Source organism: Ornithinibacillus contaminans, from assembly GCF_001038425.2.
GTDB classification, from domain to species: domain Bacteria; phylum Bacillota; class Bacilli; order Bacillales; family Amphibacillaceae; genus Ornithinibacillus; species Ornithinibacillus contaminans.
This window is the reverse complement of the sequence record NZ_LDPV02000019.1, coordinates 13,592-32,837: the sequence shown is the minus strand read 5'-3', so window position 1 is coordinate 32,837 and position 19,246 is coordinate 13,592. Positions and strand designations below refer to the sequence as shown.

The following is a 19,246-nucleotide window of genomic DNA, read 5'->3' as shown; positions in this document are numbered from 1 at the left end:
CGACTCACACCTAATGCTTCACATAGTATGGTTATTTTGAACCCCTTTTTTTCGAGCTTTTTGATTGTTTGGTACTCTGCCTCATACCGCGTTTGCGTAACATCAACTCTCTTTCCACTTCTTCTAACTTTTTTAGCGCAGCGTTCTCTGTTTCAAGGTACTCATTTCGTGCTTTTAATGCTGCAATTTCTGTTCGTAACTTTTCTTCATCTGTTTGGATCTTGTCTGGCTTTCCGTGGCCTCGTCCATCTACCAGTCCATCAGGACCATGCGCTTTGTACTTTTGAACCCATGAGTAAATATTATTATAAGAAACCTGATATTTTTCAGCTGTGTCTTTATAAGATAAGTTATTGGCTAAACATGCTTTGACAATCTCAACTTTTTCTTCATGCGTCACTTTTCTACTTTTCATTGTATACACCTCGGGTTTTGGAGAATAAGTTTTTAATTCCTCCCCCTCAGTATACTTGATGATCCAATTTCGAACAGTACTATCATTCGGAATACCATACTTGCGAGCTAACTGTATGAAAGGTGTGCCTTGTTCGATGCGTTCTTTAACGATCAAGTCCTTAAACTCTTTACTATATTTATTATTTCTCCTCTTCGTTTGAATGCCTCTAATCCCCTGTTCTTGGTATCTCAGCACTTTTTTATTAAATACCGATTTACTTAACAGCAGACCCTTCTTTTCACTTAACTCCCGATAGCTCCATCCTTCATCAAGGTACATTTGAATATATCTTTCAAGTTCATCAACAGAATGTTTACTATTAGAACGCATAAAAAACTCCCCCTAAAGTAGTTTTGTTTTTTTGGTGTCTACTTTAGGGGGAGCATATCAAGCTAGTCTCCTTTTTTGATTTTACTTCTGTATTGCCCTTGAAAAAGACAATAATTTTGGTTCATGTATAAAAAGATACGTGCACGAAAAAACTAATGGCAAAAAGAGAGGAATGGGCATATGAACAAGAAATATTTCCTAGCATTAATGACATTACTTCTTGCGATTCAATTTCCTTTATTTGCTTCAGGTGCGGAAAAGAAAGCAAAAAAAGATGAATTTTCTATTCCGAGTCATGTGCTTGATATTGCGAAAGAGAACACGTACCCGAATTCAACGGAGGACGAAGAGGTCATTGAGCCGAGTGATTTAACCAAGGAATTAATTGGTAGTACTGAAGTTCCGATAACCAATCCTAATTTAATTAAAATGCTGAATGAGACATCGATTGATCCTTCACCGATTGCAATCGGTTATCGTGGCATGATCTTCTTAGGACGTTGGCCACTGAGTTACGAATCGAATGATACGAATATTAACTGGGAATACCAAAAGATTAATGTAAATGAAGTCAACAATATTGGAGGAAAAGATAGTCAGAAATTAAATTATAATCAGCAGGAGCAAAAGGAAATTAAAGGTGCTCTAACGAATAAAATTGCTAATGATGCTGATGTGAAGCAAATGATGATTATGAAAGCAAAGCAACATACAAAACTTCCGCTTTCTTTCACGACAACGATCGGTCATGGTACGAAGAAAGAAAACTCCTATAGTGTTCCGGTTCAGAAATATGGTTACTTACATGCCTATGCACCAGCGGTAAATGAGAAGGGACAAGTAACCTTTGGAGAAGTATACATTGGTCTGAAGGGTACGAAAAAAACACTAGTCATAAAGAATGTAACGAAGCAAGGTATTGGAGCATGGATTCCAATTCAAGACCATGTGTCATTCTCATTAGAAATAAATTAATCATGGCTACAAAGGCTCTGGAATCTTCGTTGATAACAGGGCTTTTCGTTTGGGTTTTAATTTTTCATAAAAAGGGTTGATTTAAACACTTTAATGCTTTATCATAGTAAAGTATTAAAGTTAAATTGGGGGAGAAACGATGGCTTGGGTGTTAGTTATTTCTGTTTTATTGTTGACAGTCTTAAGTTTATTACGTGTTAATGTTATTATTTCTATTATTATTGCTGCGGTTGTAGCAGGTCTTATGGCAGGGTTAAATCTTGTTGAAGCAGTTGAAATGCTTGTCGGTGGCATGGGAAATCAAGCCAATACGGCATTAAGTTATATTCTACTTGGAGCGTTTGCGGTTGCTATAAGCTATACAGGTATCATGAATTTATTGGTCAACTATTTGATTCGAATCCTTACTGGGAAAAAGACGATGCTCCTATTAGTAATCGCCGGCGTGGCATCATTGTCACAAAACGTTGTGCCGGTACATATTGCCTTTATTCCTATCTTGATTCCACCGTTATTAAAATTATTTGATAGGATGCGTGTGGATCGCCGTGGTGTAGCGGTTGCTTTGACTTTTGGTTTAAAGGCACCATATGTCATGATACCGGCAGGATTTGGACTTATTTTCCATAAAATCATCTATGATGGAATGGTACAAAACGGTGCTGAGATTACCATGACAGAGGTTGCAAAATCAATGATTATTCCTGGATTAGGATTAGTGGCCGGGTTATTGATTGCTGTCTTTTTCACCTATCGAAAGGATAAGGAAATGGTTTCTGATGTTATTGGTGACAGTGCCGTCACAGCAGAACCAGAAAAGATTACATTCAATACGAAGCACTTCTTGACCATTATTGCGATTATAAGTGCGTTAGTGATTCAGCTTATTACCGATAATCTTATAATTGGTGCGCTTACAGGACTTATTATGATGTTTGTATTTTTGGTTATTCCATTTAAAAAAGGTGATGACATTGTTGCTGATGGTGTTCGTATGATGAGCACGATTGCGTTTGTGATGCTAGTCGCAGCGGGGTATGGAAATATTTTAACGGAGACTGGCGCTGTTTCTGCATTAGTTGAAGTGTCTTCTAGCTATTTAGGGGAAAATAAAGCATTAATTGCGTTTGTATTATTACTAGTAGGCTTAATCATTACCATTGGAATTGGCTCCTCGTTCGGTACTATTCCAATCATCGCAGCGTTATTTGTACCTATTTGTTTAACAGCAGGTTTTTCACCATTAGCGACAGCTGCCTTAATTGGTACTGCTGGAGCACTTGGAGATGCTGGTTCGCCTGCTTCAGATAGTACGCTTGGGCCAACATCGGGGCTAAATGCAGACGGGAAGCATAATCATATATGGGATACATGTGTCCCTACCTTTATACACTTCAATATTCCATTGTTCATCTTCGGGTGGGCAGCGGCACTTTTCTTATAAATTGCATAAAACTTAGGCATTAAGGAAAAGGTAAGAAAAAAATAGGTGGGTTGTTATGCAAAGAATTTATGTTGTTATCACCACTACCTTGCTATTTTTTCTTGCCTTTTTTCTGTTAGAAATTAATCATACAGAGGCAATGGGCTATGGTTGGGGCTACAAAAAAAACTTGAAACACGAAATACCAGATGTAGGCAAGTATCGTGATATTTTAAAAGAAAACGGTGCGTATTATGTAGATGAATCTGGTCAAAAAAATATTTACTTAACGTTTGATAATGGCTATGAGGAAGGATATACACCAGACATATTAGATGTATTAAAGAAGGAAAAAGTACCAGCTACATTTTTTGTTACAGGTCATTATGTTGATAGTCAGCCGACGTTAATTAGGCGTATGGCTGAAGAAGGGCATATTATTGGGAATCATTCCTATCACCATCCAGATTTTACGATTTTGACAAAAGAAGTGATGAAGCGTGAATTGGAAACCTTAGAAGCGGCTGTTGCTGACGTTTCCAAACAAGATGATATTAAATATGTTCGCCCACCAAAAGGGATGTTTAATGAACAAACCCTTAAATGGGCAAATGAACTAGGGTATATTCATGTGTTTTGGTCACTTGCGATAATTGATTGGGATACGTATTCACAGAAGGGCTGGCAACGATCCTATGAACAGATCATGCAACAAATACATCCTGGCGCTATTATTCTGTTACATGCTGTCTCCTCTGATAATGCTGAGGCACTAGAAAAGCTAATTCAGGATTTAAAGGCAGATGGTTACCAGTTCAAGAGCTTAGACGATTTTGTTATCAAGGATAAACTACCAGAACCTATATATGGGTATTAACATGCGACGGGGCTATTGTCCCGTTTTTTCATTGGAGTAGAAAGTTTTTATTTTAAAATTTCCGAATTTTTGTTATAGTAGATGATAAATTAATGAGAAGGAGTTGATTGATATGAAACGGGAAGATCTCATTGCTCCACAGGATTATAACATTGTCATGGAAATTGAACATCACGCCAAGGATGCTGGACGGAAGGCATTAATATGGGAGGATGAGAACGGCGGAAAACGGGACATCACATATGGTGATTTAATGAGGAATGTAAATAAAATTGGAAACGTTTTCTTGGAAAGTGGACTGAAAAAAGGAGATAAGCTTCTTGTCATGATTCCGCGCAGAATCGAGGCTTATGAAGTATACCTTGCTGCTTTAAAGACAGGGATTGTAGTTGTACCAAGCTCGGAAATGCTTAAGACAAAGGATTTACAATATCGCGTGCAGCACGGGGAAGTTAATGGGGTAGTTAGCTATCATACCTTTGCAGATCAATATGCGGATATACAGGAGTATGACAGGCTTCTTAAATTTGCGATTGGAAAACCGGTGGATGGTTGGCATTACTTGGATGGATTAATGGAGGATTCCTCCAGTAATCTAGAAATAGTGGAAACAAATCGAGAGGATATCGCATTTATTTCCTATACCTCTGGCACAACGGGAAATCCAAAGGGTGTTGTCCATACCCATGGCTGGGGCTTTGCCCATTTACGAACAGCTCCTGAAAACTGGCTTTGTGTATCGAAGGGTGATAAGGTATGGGCTACCGCTGGTCCAGGCTGGCAAAAGTGGATTTGGAGCCCATTTTTATCTGTTTTAGGAACAGGCGCTACGGGATTTATTTACAATGGTCGATTTGATGCTACGAAATATTTACAGTTATTAGAGGACCATCAAATAAATGTTTTATGTTGTACCCCTACAGAGTACCGATTAATGGCGAAAGTAGATGACTTAGATGCTTTTCATCTTCCATACTTACATAGTGCCGTATCTGCAGGAGAACCGTTAAATGTCGAGGTGATTGATACATTTCGTAAATATTTCGATGTCACAGTTCGGGATGGTTATGGTCAAACCGAAAATACCTTGCTTTTAGGTATTATGAAAGACATGGAGGTACGGCCAGGATCAATGGGCAAACCAACCCCTGGTAATGATGTAGAAATTGTAGATGAATTCGGGGAACCAGTAGCCATTAATGAAGTCGGTAATATTGCCCTACGATTAAATAGTCCTGCGCTATTCCGGGAGTATTACAAGGATCCAGAGCAGACAGAAAGTGCAAGAAGAGGGGATTTTTATATTACTGGAGATCAAGCAAGAAAGGATGAAGATGGCTACTTCTGGTTTGAAGGAAGAAGTGATGATATCATCATTAGCTCCGGTTATACAATCGGTCCGTTTGAAGTAGAAGATGCCTTGGTCAAACATCCGCTTGTTCAAGAATGTGCGGTCATCGCCAGTCCAGATGAAATCCGAGGAAGTATCGTAAAAGCGTATGTCGTGTTGAAGGGAAATGTTGAGCAGGACCGGGCAGAGTTAGTTAATGAACTGCAGAATCACGTAAAAAGTTTGACTGCACCATATAAATATCCGAGAAAAATTGAATTTGTTAATGATCTACCGAAAACAATCTCAGGAAAAATTAGACGAGTAGAGCTCCGAAACGCGGAGTTAGAAAAGAACCAGATTTAAGTAATAGTTTTTATGGAACAGGCTGGGACATAAGTAAAATGAGAAGATGAAAGGACGAACAGTGCACTGATTCCCAGAGGGGTATCGTGCACCAACGTTCGGATTTTATCCAATCATAAAAACTTATGTCCTAGCCTATTTTGGTGTGCTGGGAGGGTCAGTAGTTCCTCCATATGTAAACATCAGCAGAAAAAAATCAATCAAACTACTTGAAAGTCAAAAATGGTCAGAGTATAATATGGGTGTAAGGTCAAAGATAGTCAAAGTCAAATTTGATGAATAAAGCTGATATTAATTAGGAGGAATGGAAGATGAAATGTCAAAAATGTGGTGTAAATGAAGCAAACGTTAATATGGCGATGCAAATGAATCATGAAAAGATGCAGATGCACCTTTGCAATTCATGTTTCCAAGAAATCCAAGAAAATATGATGAATGCAAATGGAATATTCTCTAACCCGTTTTTCAGTGGAGAAAATAATGATGAATTTACATCAAATTTCTTTCAAGGTAATGGTGCAGCCAATACAGCGACAAAGACGAAGCAAAAGTCTACGAAGCGTAATGGGCTACTAGATCAATTAGGTAAAAACCTAACCAATGCTGCAAGAGCTGGAGAAGTTGACCCGGTCATTGGCCGTGACCAAGAAGTAAAACGAGTAATCGAAACCCTAAATAGGAGAAATAAAAACAATCCTGTTCTAATTGGAGAACCTGGTGTTGGTAAAACAGCCATTGCAGAAGGACTAGCACTTAAAATAGCAGAAGGAACCGTTCCAGCCAAGCTAATCAATAAAGAAGTATATATTCTGGATGTCGCTTCTTTAGTTGCCAATACTGGTGTTCGTGGTCAATTTGAGGAACGGATGAAACGGCTGATTCAGGAGCTTCAAGAGCGCCAGGATACGATTTTGTTTATTGATGAAATCCATCTATTAGTAGGTGCTGGTACTGCAGAAGGATCACAGATGGATGCTGGGAATATTCTAAAGCCTGCACTTGCTCGTGGTGAACTGCAGGTTATCGGTGCAACAACTTTAAAAGAGTATCGAAAAATTGAAAAGGATGCAGCGCTTGAGCGTCGTTTCCAACCGATTATTGTAAAAGAGCCGACTATCGAAGAAGCAACTCAAATCTTATTTGGTATAAAAGACCGTTATGAAAAATTTCATGAGGTTCGCTATTCCGAAGAAGCAATTCGTGCCTTTGTTACATTATCTGCACGCTATATTCAAGATCGATTCTTACCCGATAAAGCGATTGACTTGATGGATGAAGTTGGTTCACGCTTGAATTTATCAAACTCACAAAAGGACTCTAACTCGATTCAACAACGAATAGATGAAATTGTGAAGGAAAAAGAAGCGGCAGCTGAAAAAGAAGATTATGAACGCGCAGCAAACCTTCGTTATCAAGAAATTCAATTACAAAAGCAACTAGAAAAAGCAAAAGGGGAAGAACAAGTAATCGATGTGGATATTTCGGATATCCAATTAATCGTAGAGGAAAAAACCGGAATCCCTGTTACAAAACTACAAGCGGACGAGCAAGCGAAAATGAAAAATATGGCGGAAAGCCTTCGTGAAAAAGTGATTGGACAGGATGAAGCGGTAGACAAGGTTGCCAAAGCAATCCGTCGTAGTCGTGCAGGCTTAAAATCGAAATATCGTCCGATTGGTTCCTTCCTTTTCGTAGGTCCAACAGGTGTTGGTAAAACGGAGCTAACGAAGGCACTGGCAGAGGAATTATTTGGCTCACGTGATTCCTTGATTAGACTAGATATGAGTGAATATATGGAAAAACATTCTGTTTCTAAAATTATCGGATCACCTCCTGGCTATGTTGGTCATGAGGAAGCTGGCCAGTTAACAGAGAAAGTGCGCCGTAATCCATACTCCATTATATTGCTTGATGAAATTGAAAAGGCACATCCAGATGTGCAAAATATGTTCTTGCAAATTATGGAGGATGGTCACCTAACAGACTCACAAGGTCGTAAGGTAAGCTTTAAAGAGACAGTTATTATCATGACAAGTAATGCGGGCTCAGGAATTAAACAAATCAATGTTGGATTCAATAAAGACACACACGAATCAGTGACTACGTTAGAAAACTTGAGTGCATACTTTAAACCAGAGTTTTTAAACCGTTTTGATGCGATAGTTACCTTCAAAGAATTAGCAGAGGAACATTTGGTAAGCATTGTTGATTTAATGCTTAATGAGCTTGAAGATACCTTGAAGGAAAATGAAGTGGACATTTCGATTACGAATGAGGCGAAAAAGGCACTGGTTAAATTAGGCTACGATCCAAAATTCGGTGCGCGTCCATTACGTCGTGTGATACAAGATAAGATTGAAGATCCATTAACAGATCTTTTACTTGAAAATGAGAAACTAGAAAAAGTTCAGGTATCTGTTAAAAATGGTGAAATACAGGTGAAAACTGCATAATCATTTGAATTGCTGTCTCAAGTAGGTCAAATCTACCTGGGACGGCATTTTTATTTTTCAATTAAATCTCTGCTTTAAAATTTACATCCTTTTTACAATCCGTCAATCGATAAATATTTCTACTAAACCGTGAAAAGATAAAAGAGAAAACGTTAAAAAGGATGTATTTGTCATGCAGCAATACATACGATATACGGCAGGTTTGCTGGTGTTTTTTTTATTGGTTTCAGTGCTAGATTCCTCGCCTGTCTACAGCCAACCAAGTCCCAAGATGGAAGTTCATTTCATTAATGTTGGTCAAGGGGATAGCATGTTTATTCAAACACCTAACAACAAGAATATTTTAATTGATGGTGGCCCACCTAAGGCTGGAAAAAAGGTTGTACAGTATTTAAAGGATCTCGGAATAGAAACACTGGATTTAATCATTGCCACTCATCCAGACCGTGATCATATTGGTGGATTACCAGCAGTTATGAAAGCATTTGAAGTAAAACGTATTTTGGATTCTGGTAAGCTACATGTAACCATTACATACGCGAATTATATGAATGAAATTAGAAAGCAAGAGATTCCAATGACCGTCGCAAAAGTCGGTAAGTATATACCGCTTGATTCCTTATTAGATATTAGAATCTTGAATGCTTATGGGAAACGGAAGAATAATAATCAATCATCCATCGCGCTAAAGTTAAGCTATAACGATATTGATTTTTTATTTTTAGGAGATATTGAAGATAAACAAGAGAAAGAAATTGCCAAGAAATTTGATGTCCGATCGGAGATTATAAAAATAGCCCATCACGGCTCCAAAACGAGTAGCTCTAGTAAGTTTTTGGAACATGTTGATCCAGACGTTGCGGTTCTAACCTATAGTAAATACAATGATTTTGGACACCCGGTCAATCGAGTAATTGAAAAGCTATTTGAACTTAATGCTGAAATTTATTCAACAGCTGTCTATGGTGATCTTGTCGTACACACAGATGGAGAGAATTATTTTATTTTCCCACAAAAGACACCATTAAATGGGATATTAGATAGTATTGGTTAATTTATCACACGGAAATGCGCCTGTGTATTTCTGTGTGATTGTTTTGGTAATGGGATATTTATGAAATGAAAATCGTTAAAACGTGTCAGAATGATATGATAGAATAATAGAATAGGCAAGGCAGCAATAGTGCAATAGGACCTAAGAGTAACACATCGTGAAAGGATTGGTTAATATATGAAAAACGTAATGCTTATTTTTGGTATTAGTATAGCTTTATTTATACTAGCAAGCTGTAGCAGCAATTCGAATGAAGAGGGGAAAGCTGATTCCATTGATAAAAGCGCTGGTATTGAATCAACAGATGATGGTTCCAAGGAGGATACAAATCTAGCAACAAGCGAAGTGGAGGAACTAGATGCTGACAAGGACGATTCAACTGTTAACGTCTCTTCGGAAAAGGATACTACTAATACCTCATCCGAAACAACTACCAATCCACTAGCACAGTATTCTAGTGAGCAAATTGAATATGCTCGTGTTTGGCTATTACTTGGTCCAAATCCAGCAATAGATGAATTACATGTTCAACATATTCAAGCTGGATCGCCACTCGATCCAGAAGATGACACCAGTGTGACGTATCCTGAAGATGTGATTCAATTACGTGGTTCGCGCTTAGTAGATGGAATGGTAACATATAGCGGAAATGGTGACGGTACAATTAATGTATATAACGTACCGATTAGCTGGTATGGAGGTTTTCCGTCAGAGGATATTGACAAAGAAAAGGTTCGAGAAGATATGAAGAATATTATCGAACATCCGGAACTAGTTTATGTTGACCCGGGTGACGATGCCAAAATTATAGAATTAATCGAAATGCTAAATGTTCATAACTAAAATAAAACGCAAAGCTTGTGGAGAACTCAATCACTATTCTCCACGAGCTTTTTTTATTTTTTTAAAAAAGGATTGACAATTGAAATGTAAAGTTATATGGTTAGTTACATAAGTAATTAACCAGTAAACTAAGGAGCATGTGAATGAAGAACTCATTGGATGAGAACAAACCAATTTTCCTTCAAATTAAAGAACAACTAGAAGATTCGATTATAAATGACTCCATTAAAGCGGGGGAACGTGTCCCTTCAACTAATGAATTTGCAAGCTTTTACAAGATAAATCCTGCAACAGCTGCAAAAGGGATTAATGAACTTGTTGCCGAAGAGATTCTTATTAAACGGAGGGGAATTGGAATGTTTGTTACGGATAATGCCAAGGAAATCTTGATTGCGAAGCGACGGAAGACTTTTTTTGAACACTATATTCTTCCGTTAAAAGAAGAAGCTAAAAAACTGCAGATTACCGAAGAAGAACTGTTGAAAATGATGGCGAAGGGAGAGAGCATGGATGAAAATTGAAGTAAACGGATTGACAAAGAAATATGGTGACAAATTAGCGCTAGATAATATTTCGTTTAACTTAAACGAACCGAAAATCTATGGATTGCTAGGAAGAAATGGTGCAGGGAAAACAACCTTTATGAATATTTTAGCGGGACATATTTTGGCAACAAGTGGGCAAATACGAATCAATGGGGAAGATCCTTTTGATAATCGAAAACTGACAGAATTAATTTGCCTAATTAAAGAGGGAGGAAACTTTAAACGAGATTTATCTATTAAAAATGTGTTGAAAATTTATGCGTACTTCTATCCTAATTGGGATGAGGCATTAGCACAGGAATTAGTGAAGGAATATAATCTTGATTTGAAGGTAAAAGTGAAGGCTTTATCCAAAGGAATGGAATCGTCACTTGGAATTATTGTTGGCTTGGCGAGTAAAGCACCAATCACGATTTTTGATGAGCCATATATTGGGCTCGATGCAGCTGCTCGTAAGAAGTTCTATGAAATTTTATTAAGGGAATATCAGGAGGAACCACGTATCATCATTTTTTCCACGCATTTAATTGATGAGGTTGGCTTGATGTTTGAAGAAGTTATAATCATTCAAGATGGCAAGCTAGCATTGCAAGAAAACGCAGATACATTGCGAGATAGTGCGATATCAGTATCCGGCACAACCGAACAAGTGGAAGCATTCCTTGAGGATAAAGAGGTTATTATGAAAAAACAGCTTGCTGGCATGATGACTGCCTATATATTTGGTCATGTGGAAGAAGCGAAACAATCCGGTTTAGCGGTTGAAGGTGTTCCAATCCAAGAATTAATGATTTACTTAACAGAGCGGAAGGGGTCTAAATTATGAAAAGACAAGTAAAAGGTCTATTATATTTCTTTGCTACAGACATCAGACATTCAGTCATCGTCTTCTGGTCTATACTCTTATTTGTATTAGCGACTGTCTTGACGCTATCATATTTCCTTTTCACATCAGTTGATAGTAAAATGACATTCGGCTTTCCGTTTCCAATGTATGTGTACTGTTTGATACTTGGGTTTATAACCGTTAAGCAAAGCGTTCCTTTCGCGATAAAAATGGGGGCAACGAGAAAGAGTTTGTTTGTATCGTTGGGTATCTTTTTCTTCATCATGGCTGTTGCCAAATCGATTATTGCCAACACCCTTCAGGAAATCGTGCAGGTCATTATGGATAAAACGAATTTTGATGCTTTTATGTTTTTGCATCCTGCGATGTTGGTCGAAAATAATTGGCTAAATCGAGTACTATTTGATAGTGCTATCATGTTTTTCCTATTTATGTTTATGTTTGTTATTGGCTTAATCTTTTACAAATATGGTGTATTAGGTGGCGCTTCGGTAGCTGGGGTTCTGGCAATTCTATTATTAATTGCACTAGCAAAAGGTTGGGTTATCGACTTTGTAACGGATTTAATTCGAAATATTGATATGGGATTCGTTGGGCAGTTGGCTGGTCTAGGATTGCTACTATTTCTTATCTCGTATAGTTTTATTAGAAGAATTACAATTGAAAAGAGAAGATAAAAAAGAAAAGCCTGAGACATAAGTAAAATGAAAAGATAAAAATTACGAACAGTGTACTAATTCAGCGGAGTATATTCCCGAAGTGGGTAATACGCGCAAATTCGGATTTTATCTTGTCAAAAGTACTTATGTTCCAGGCTCTTTCTTTTAGATGCCTAATAAAAACGGTAGTCCTATTGCTAACAAAATGATGCCTAGGAATAATATCCATGCTAATGGTCGAGCGAAGTTTATCGTCCAACCAACACCAAAACGCTTTTCTAAAAAGAGTGCAGGGTCCTGTTTATTAAAATAGAACTGACCGAGCTTCCAGTATTGATCATCATCACGATCAATAATCTCACCATGAGTACCATTTGCCAATTTGACACGACTTCCGCCTTGCCCGGTCGTAATGGATAAAATAATTACACCAGCAACGATAACTACGGTAAAGAGAAGTGGAACAATGGTAATCCATTTTGTATCAATCGGGAAAATAAATGTCACTTGAGCAAAAGATAAGAGTAATGTTAGTGCAATTCCTGCTAGGATAAGGAATAACGACCATCTTCTTCTAAAAATTACGTTCTGTTGCATCGATTCGGTTGGTTTTTCCGCGTTAATTTGTTGCTTCGCTTTTGCAATTATCGTGTTAGAAAGCATGAATACGAGGGTTAAATATACCTGTACAATCGGCATCATCAAAAGAGAACGATACGATTTATCTGCCCAGTTGGTAACATCCCCTTCAAGGTTATATTGCATTGGAATTTGATCTGGTATTTTATCATAATGCATAAAGGTGAAGAAAACCGTCGTGAAGGTAATGAGAAATGACAAGCCAAACCAAAGATTGGAATATGTTAATTTTTGGTTTCTAAATTCAGTATCTACATAAACCTGTTGCTGCTTTTCTTTACCCCATTTTTCCGTTTTCTTTAATCGTTTCATCACCCGGTGGAAATAAAGGTAGATGAAAAATGTAACGAGCACATACAGGAAGATCAGTATGCTGAAGTAAATACTAAAGGTTTCTTCATTCATATCAGTTAGTGAGCGTAACCACACTAGGACAGCCACCACGACTATACTTGCTACTCCTGAAGCAACTACATACTGTTTCCGCATTTTTTTCAACGAATCGGTATGGTAAATTGCTTCTGGAATCGATACCCCGAAGCTTTCCGTTCGTCTCGTCCAATATGGTATAAACATCGTTGCGATAAAAGCAGGAACCAAAATAACCACTAATAACAGTATCATAAGTCCATTCATTTGCTTATCCCCCTAAAACGTTTTATAAATTTCAGAACAAATTTTTAAAAAATCATCCTCCGTCACTTCTCGACAAATTGATTCAGCGATGAGAGGCTTAAGATTTCTTCTAAGTTGATCTATATACATGTCATCTGCTTTCGGGATGCCATCTGGATTAATCACGACACCTTTTTGGCGATGGATTAAAATGAATTCATCCTGCTTTAATAGTTGATAAGCCTTATTCACAGTGTGAAGATTGATGCCAATATCAGAAGCAAGTGACCGGACAGACGGTAATCCTTCTCCGGGCTTAAGTTCCTTCTTGGCAATCCCTTCAATAATTCGATCAACTAATTGCTGGTAAATGGGTTCTTTAGACTCGAAATCTAAATTTATAAGCACATTACCACACCTCCTTTCAGTTATATCTGTTATAGTTATAGTATAACAGATATAACTAAATGTCAATTAGAATAGATATGTAAACTTATGCACATGGTTATCCACATGTAAAAAAGAAGTAAACAAGGTTTTTATGAAAATGTCCACACTATCCACAATTTGTTAAGAGATTTGTTCACAATTTATTGTGGATAAAGGTAAGCTCAAACAGTACGTTTCCGAAATGTTGTCCACAAACGAACAGGGGCATTGTGGATAAATTAAAAAAGACCGAAGCATTTAGCTTCGATCTCCTCGTTCACGCGCAGCGCGATCTGCCCGTTTGAATTCTCTTCCGTATAATACCTCTTGGGTTTTGGATAAAAATTTATCCCTGGATTCTTGCTTCGATTTAGCCATCAAGTTATCCCTCGCTTTTTAAGGCTTAGGATAACCAAATCAGAGATTTTTATACCATTTTACACAACTTCATGATCCGGATTTGCTTCCAAGTTAGCAAATTGCTGATACGAAATATAATGTTCTCTGGAAATCGCAAATATATCATAAATATCCTCTTGCTGATTTACTTTTTGGTAGACTTCGGGATAAATGGTGTTACCAAGTGCAACGTAAGGGAGTTTAAGAACGGCTTTTGTGGACCTAATGTTGGTTTTTCTGACTTTCATGAAGATCGTTTCAATGTCATGGTCAAAAAATAACTCATCAAAAAACTGTTCTTTTGCTAGTCGGTTATACCCTTTCCCAAAATAAGGCTGGCCAATCCAGGTTGCCAAAAAACCGTGATTATTCTCGATATCGAATAAATTAATGGTACCAATTGGCTGTTGATATTCATCTACTATCGTCCTGGAGATTAACTCCCCGTGTTCTTCTGCTTCCATCGTCTTCTTCGTAATGAAGTAAAATTCATCACATGTTGCTGCCTTGTGTCTTACGTACGGAAATACTTCTGGGTGTGACATCAGTTCATATAATACTGGCACCTCATATAAATCACGCTTTTTCAGCATAAAAAAACCCTCCTCATCCTGAGCAGGGGGTATCCAAATAAAACTAGGAATCTAGTATGGAAGCCCACCCGCGAATTTTTAGTTAACGTTCAACAAAAATTCGGGGTGGGAATCGAACCCACTAGAACCAGATAAACTGGTGGCGCACCATTTGCCTTCCCTATTATATTTTGAAATGTCGATTTGTAACAATACATATAATACTATGATTTACACCAAAATGGAACAACTTTTTTTACAAAAATATCGACAAAAAATGTAAATTTTTATTTACAGCGCTAAATCGTTGAAAGAGAGCCTTTTTCAGGCGGAATTTGCTGCCGTTTTCTGTTGATTTGTTATGCTTTTTTCGTGTCATGATTTTGGTGCTAAATAGCGTGTGTTAACCAATGTCATTCGCAACTAAAAAAATCATCAAAATCTACTTATGACTATTAAACATGTTATGATGGAATAAAAGGGGTGGGAGAATTGCCAACTAAAATTAGCCGCATAACAACACAGAAAAAAAGCAAGCAGCGATACAATATTTATCTGGCTGAAGCTACTGGTGAAACGTATGGTTTTAGTGTTGATGAAGCGATCCTGTTGGAATTCGGACTCCGAAAAGGACTAGAATTGGACGACGCCACTGTAAACGATCTGATTCGGAAGGATACCATACAAAAATCCTATCTGCTAGCCATCAATTATTTAAGTTATCGAATGCGATCGATGAAAGAAATACATGATTATTTACGGCAAAAGGAAGTAGAGCCTGAACATATTGATAATATCATCGAGCGTTTGACAAATGAGGGACTGTTAAATGATAAAGAATTTGCTAAGGCGTTTACATCAACTAGAATGAACACAAACTCAAAAGGACCACTGCTAGTAAAGCGCGAACTGATAGAAAAGGGTATTCCGCAAGCAGTTGCACAAAGTGCCATTACAATATATAGCTATGAAACGCAATTTGAAAAAGCAATGAAATGGGCAACTAAAAAACTGGGCTCCAGTAAAAAGGATTCCTTTCAAAAACAACTGCAGCAGCTGCGCTTGACATTAATGCAAAAAGGTTTTACACCAGATGTCATCACCGATGTGCTTATGACTATTCAAGATGAAAAGGATGACACGTCTGAATGGGAAGCACTACAACATCACGGTGAAAAGCTACTAAGAAAGCATGAGAATAAAAAAGCCGGCTATGAATTAAAGATGAAAGTCAAAGAAGGTTTATATCGTAAAGGATTTTCAATGGAGTTGATTAGTAAGTTTATTGATGAGATGGAGTAAGGTTATCGGTCGATTTTGCGGGATATCGCTCGAAGTGGGGAGAACATCGCTTGAATTGGCGGGATATCGCTCGAAGTGGGGAGAACATCGCTTGAATTGGCGGGATATCGCTCGAAGTGGGGAGAACATCGCTTTAAATAGCGAGATATCGCTCGAACCCCTGAAATATCGCCCGAACCAGCAAAACATCGCCCGAACCAGTGAAACAGCTTTTCATTCACCAATACAATTGCTAAAATGGAATCAGAGCTTAGGGGGAACGCATATGAATTATCGTTATAGTGATTTATCAGTTGAGCAACTACGTATGGAAATTGGTAAGTTAAAGGAACAAGCACAGAAAGCGGAGCAATTAGGGAATGTTAGTGAAGTTGCCGTTTATGAAAGAAAAATGCAGGTTGCATTATCTTATACATTAAACCCTGGCGATTATGAGGCAGAAGCGACATATGAACTTCGAAATGATCCAGGCCATCGGTTCAAAATTAACTATATAAACGGTGTATTTGCTTGGGGACATCGCGTTAATTTGCTTGATGAAGTGTATGAAAAAGAAGAAGCGATACCTATCTCATTATTAAGCAAAAAAATAATGAATTAGAAAAAACAGCAGGCCGAGTAACCTGCTGTTTTAAATTGGATTGTCTCCAATATATAGCTTGTTTTGGAGCTTGTGCTCAGAAAATATCCATCCGGTATACGAGCTAATTATCTCATGCTCCTCATTAATCTGTACCACAGCGACAAATGGATAATATGTTCTAGAGCGGTAACGCAAATCAATAAAACGAACTTCTGTATAGTCATCAAACTGATTGATTTCCCAACGGTAAACCGGTGAAAAAGATAGAAAAGCTGAGATGTTTTTATCTGTTTTGGCAATGTCGATAATGTTAGATTCCGGTAATGGTACTTTATCGAATTCATCCACAATTTCAATATGACCATTCTCAACTGTTCCCACATAGAACTTTGTTGGCGTTGTAACTGCGACTCTCCAGTAATTTTGTTTCACGGTCGGTGATGTGGCTACCTCTGTAGCATCTGGTATTGTTTCATGGATTTTTTTAACAATTTCTTTTTTATCCAGATAGCGCTTGATGTAATATAATAGAATCACTGTGTACAGAATCAACCACGTAATCCCAGGTTCAGCACCAAGCAACCAGGCACCAATTCCAGCTAGATGAAGAGTGAAAATATATGGATCAAATGTGTTAATAAACCCATGTGCGACCCATTTGTTCGTAAAGGGTCGGTATGCTTGAGTACCATACGCATTAAAAATATCAACAAATACATGGACCACCACAGCAAGAAATGTCCAAGCCCATAGGTGTGTGAAATCAACCTGTGGAACAAAAAGATGGATGAGACTAGCGATTAGTAATCCCCATATAATCACAGCAGGAAGCGAATGAGTTACTCCGCGATGATGTCTAATATAGGTTGCATTATTTCGTAGTTTTAAAACAGTATCAAAATCAGGTGCATGAGAGCCGATTATTGTACCAGCAAAAATAGCGTTAAATAGTACAGGATCATTGCTAACTACTGGGTCAAGCGTTGACAATCCAGCAATAGCAATCCCCATAACAATATGGGTTCCAGTATCCATTAAAAAAATTCCCCCTTAACGAGACAGGTTGGATTATAAAAATAATAGTCGTTTTAGGCGACATTAATTACATAATTTATTGTTTTTTTAGTGTACCATAAAGGAAGTGTTAATATGTCAGTTCAAGAAAGAACGTTACAAAATTTTAATATTTCGCAGTTTCAGGTAGATCTATTGTCCTGGTATGCGGCAAATAAACGTGACCTACCATGGAGAAGGGATCAAGATCCATATAAAATATGGGTATCAGAGATCATGCTTCAACAGACAAAGGTCGATACCGTTATTCCATATTTCTATAACTTCCTTGAAAAGTTTCCAACAGTTTATGATTTAGCGCAAGCAGAGGAACAAGAAGTATTAAAAGCATGGGAAGGTCTAGGCTACTATTCAAGAGCACGTAATTTACAGCATGCTGTCAAGGAAGTTGTGGAACAATACGGGGGTCAGGTTCCTGACAAACCGAAAGAGCTGGAGAAATTAAAAGGAATCGGATCTTATACAAAAGGTGCCATTCTATCCATTGCCTATAATCAACCAGAACCAGCTGTTGATGGTAATGTGATGCGGGTATTTTCTCGACTTTTAAATATAGAAGACGATATTGCCCAACCAAAAACGAAGAAAGTATTTGAGGCCGTTACGAGCGAAGTAATTTCTCAAGAAGATCCATCATCCTTTAATCAGGCGATCATGGATTTAGGTGCAACAATTTGTACACCGAAATCACCAGCCTGTGCGCTCTGCCCGGTTCAAGCCCATTGCCAAGCATATAAACTGGGCGTGGAGGAACAATTACCAATCAAAACAAAGGCAAAGAAAAATAAGACTCTTCCATATGTTGCCTTACTCATTCGCGATGATGAAGGTAACATTGTCATAGAACAACGGTCTGAAGATGGACTGCTGGCGAATTTATGGCAGTTTCCCATGGTATCCATTCAAGAGTTGGATTTAGAACATGTGGAAAATTGGTTTTATGCCCATTATGACATGCGAATTCAATTAGGTGAGAGACAAGGGAACTTAAAACATGTCTTTTCACACCTAACCTGGCAGTTGGAAATTTATGAAGCAACATTAGTAGAAAATCGATCTGAGTCAGCTACTATAAGGTTGGTAACAGATGAGGAATTAGTGACCTATCCATTTCCGGTTTCCCATCAAAAAATGATGCACTATTTATAATATCTCTCGTATGTTTTTTTCCAAAAAATGCTAAAATATCATTCCGAAATATGGTGGATAACATTAGCTTAACTGGAGAAAGTAATTACTGCGGAGGTGATATTGATGGCTAAAAATCCTAACAAATCTGCTTCAGGTACGAATGTACAACAAGTAAAACAACAAAATGCGAAAGCAGCTCAAGGTCAAGGGCAATTCGGTACTGAATTCTCTTCTGAGACAAATGCTCAAGAAGTGAAGAAGCAAAATCAAAAATCTCAGCAAAACAAAAAATAAACAACCTACCCTCGAATTTTTTAGACAAAAAGAGCTTCCATTCTCCCGG

At 37.8% G+C, this 19,246-nt stretch carries 20 protein-coding genes; 14 read left to right on the top strand and 6 right to left on the bottom strand.

The window, feature by feature from the left end:
- Nucleotides 1-31: 31 nt before the first annotated feature.
- Nucleotides 32-787, bottom strand: coding sequence for a helix-turn-helix domain-containing protein (locus JF53_RS04060; protein ID WP_053351188.1), 756 nt, complete (start codon nucleotides 785-787; stop codon nucleotides 32-34).
- Between the two features lie 180 nt (nucleotides 788-967).
- On the opposite strand from JF53_RS04060, the gene JF53_RS04055 reads away from it, so the two are divergent.
- The 10 genes from JF53_RS04055 (at nucleotide 968) to JF53_RS04010 (ending at nucleotide 12,177) form a co-directional block, all read left to right on the top strand.
- On the top strand, nucleotides 968-1,762 hold the full coding sequence (locus JF53_RS04055; RefSeq protein ID WP_047981068.1) for a YfkD famly protein: 795 nt from the start codon (nucleotides 968-970) through the stop codon (nucleotides 1,760-1,762).
- Nucleotides 1,763-1,901: 139 nt separating this feature from the next.
- Nucleotides 1,902-3,206, top strand: a complete 1,305-nt coding sequence (locus JF53_RS04050; RefSeq protein ID WP_047981069.1) for a Na+/H+ antiporter family protein — start codon at nucleotides 1,902-1,904, stop codon at nucleotides 3,204-3,206.
- Nucleotides 3,207-3,261: 55 nt separating this feature from the next.
- Nucleotides 3,262-4,062 carry a delta-lactam-biosynthetic de-N-acetylase gene (pdaA, locus tag JF53_RS04045; protein ID WP_047981070.1) on the top strand — a complete coding sequence of 267 codons (801 nt, stop codon included), beginning with the start codon at nucleotides 3,262-3,264 and terminating at the stop codon, nucleotides 4,060-4,062.
- 112 nt (nucleotides 4,063-4,174) lie between these two features.
- Nucleotides 4,175-5,758 (top strand): acyl-CoA synthetase MbcS, encoded by a 1,584-nt coding sequence (gene mbcS, locus JF53_RS04040; protein ID WP_047981071.1) that lies wholly within the window; start codon nucleotides 4,175-4,177, stop codon nucleotides 5,756-5,758.
- Between the two features lie 311 nt (nucleotides 5,759-6,069).
- Nucleotides 6,070-8,211, top strand: a complete 2,142-nt coding sequence (locus JF53_RS04035) for an ATP-dependent Clp protease ATP-binding subunit (protein WP_047981072.1) — start codon at nucleotides 6,070-6,072, stop codon at nucleotides 8,209-8,211.
- Nucleotides 8,212-8,383: 172 nt separating this feature from the next.
- Nucleotides 8,384-9,265, top strand: a complete 882-nt coding sequence (locus JF53_RS04030) for a ComEC/Rec2 family competence protein (RefSeq protein ID WP_047981073.1) — start codon at nucleotides 8,384-8,386, stop codon at nucleotides 9,263-9,265.
- A gap of 177 nt (nucleotides 9,266-9,442) precedes the next feature.
- Nucleotides 9,443-10,108, top strand: coding sequence for a hypothetical protein (locus JF53_RS04025; RefSeq protein WP_047981074.1), 666 nt, complete (start codon nucleotides 9,443-9,445; stop codon nucleotides 10,106-10,108).
- A gap of 143 nt (nucleotides 10,109-10,251) precedes the next feature.
- The gene (locus JF53_RS04020; protein WP_047981075.1) at nucleotides 10,252-10,629 is read left to right on the top strand and encodes a GntR family transcriptional regulator; all 378 of its coding nucleotides are present in this window, start codon (nucleotides 10,252-10,254) and stop codon (nucleotides 10,627-10,629) included.
- A complete protein-coding gene (locus JF53_RS04015; RefSeq protein ID WP_047981076.1) occupies nucleotides 10,619-11,479 on the top strand; it encodes an ABC transporter ATP-binding protein in 861 nt (286 codons plus the stop codon). Before JF53_RS04020 ends, JF53_RS04015 begins: the two co-directional genes overlap by 11 nt.
- Complete coding sequence (locus JF53_RS04010; protein WP_047981077.1) at nucleotides 11,476-12,177, top strand: hypothetical protein; 702 nt, start codon at nucleotides 11,476-11,478, stop codon at nucleotides 12,175-12,177. The genes JF53_RS04015 and JF53_RS04010 overlap by 4 nt, the downstream gene beginning before the upstream one ends.
- 147 nt (nucleotides 12,178-12,324) lie before the next feature.
- Here JF53_RS04010 and JF53_RS04005 read toward each other — a convergent pair whose 3' ends face one another.
- The 4 genes from JF53_RS04005 to JF53_RS03995 form a co-directional block, all read right to left on the bottom strand.
- Nucleotides 12,325-13,434: a DUF1648 domain-containing protein gene (locus tag JF53_RS04005; protein ID WP_053071900.1), complete on the bottom strand. Its 1,110-nt coding sequence runs from the start codon at nucleotides 13,432-13,434 to the stop codon at nucleotides 12,325-12,327.
- A 12-nt stretch (nucleotides 13,435-13,446) separates the two neighbouring features.
- Nucleotides 13,447-13,821: a GntR family transcriptional regulator gene (locus tag JF53_RS04000; RefSeq protein WP_047981078.1), complete on the bottom strand. Its 375-nt coding sequence runs from the start codon at nucleotides 13,819-13,821 to the stop codon at nucleotides 13,447-13,449.
- Nucleotides 13,822-14,100: 279 nt separating this feature from the next.
- Complete coding sequence (locus tag JF53_RS17170; RefSeq protein WP_083443538.1) at nucleotides 14,101-14,220, bottom strand: YfhE family protein; 120 nt, start codon at nucleotides 14,218-14,220, stop codon at nucleotides 14,101-14,103.
- A 59-nt stretch (nucleotides 14,221-14,279) separates the two neighbouring features.
- Nucleotides 14,280-14,834: a GNAT family N-acetyltransferase gene (locus tag JF53_RS03995; protein WP_047981079.1), complete on the bottom strand. Its 555-nt coding sequence runs from the start codon at nucleotides 14,832-14,834 to the stop codon at nucleotides 14,280-14,282.
- A 471-nt stretch (nucleotides 14,835-15,305) separates the two neighbouring features.
- Here JF53_RS03995 and recX point away from each other — a divergent pair, with 471 nt between their 5' ends.
- Nucleotides 15,306-16,115 carry a recombination regulator RecX gene (recX, locus tag JF53_RS03990; protein ID WP_047981080.1) on the top strand — a complete coding sequence of 270 codons (810 nt, stop codon included), beginning with the start codon at nucleotides 15,306-15,308 and terminating at the stop codon, nucleotides 16,113-16,115.
- 265 nt (nucleotides 16,116-16,380) lie between these two features.
- Entirely contained in the window at nucleotides 16,381-16,716 is a 336-nt protein-coding gene (locus JF53_RS03985; RefSeq protein ID WP_047981081.1) for a YfhH family protein, read from the top strand.
- A gap of 30 nt (nucleotides 16,717-16,746) precedes the next feature.
- Here JF53_RS03985 and JF53_RS03980 read toward each other — a convergent pair whose 3' ends face one another.
- Complete coding sequence (locus JF53_RS03980) at nucleotides 16,747-17,733, bottom strand: metal-dependent hydrolase (protein ID WP_047981082.1); 987 nt, start codon at nucleotides 17,731-17,733, stop codon at nucleotides 16,747-16,749.
- 114 nt (nucleotides 17,734-17,847) lie between these two features.
- Here JF53_RS03980 and mutY point away from each other — a divergent pair, with 114 nt between their 5' ends.
- Both mutY and JF53_RS03970 read left to right on the top strand, forming a co-directional pair.
- Entirely contained in the window at nucleotides 17,848-18,921 is a 1,074-nt protein-coding gene (mutY, locus tag JF53_RS03975; RefSeq protein WP_047981083.1) for an A/G-specific adenine glycosylase, read from the top strand.
- Between the two features lie 105 nt (nucleotides 18,922-19,026).
- Entirely contained in the window at nucleotides 19,027-19,197 is a 171-nt protein-coding gene (locus JF53_RS03970) for a gamma-type small acid-soluble spore protein (protein ID WP_047981084.1), read from the top strand.
- The last annotated feature ends 49 nt before the right edge of the window (nucleotides 19,198-19,246 follow it).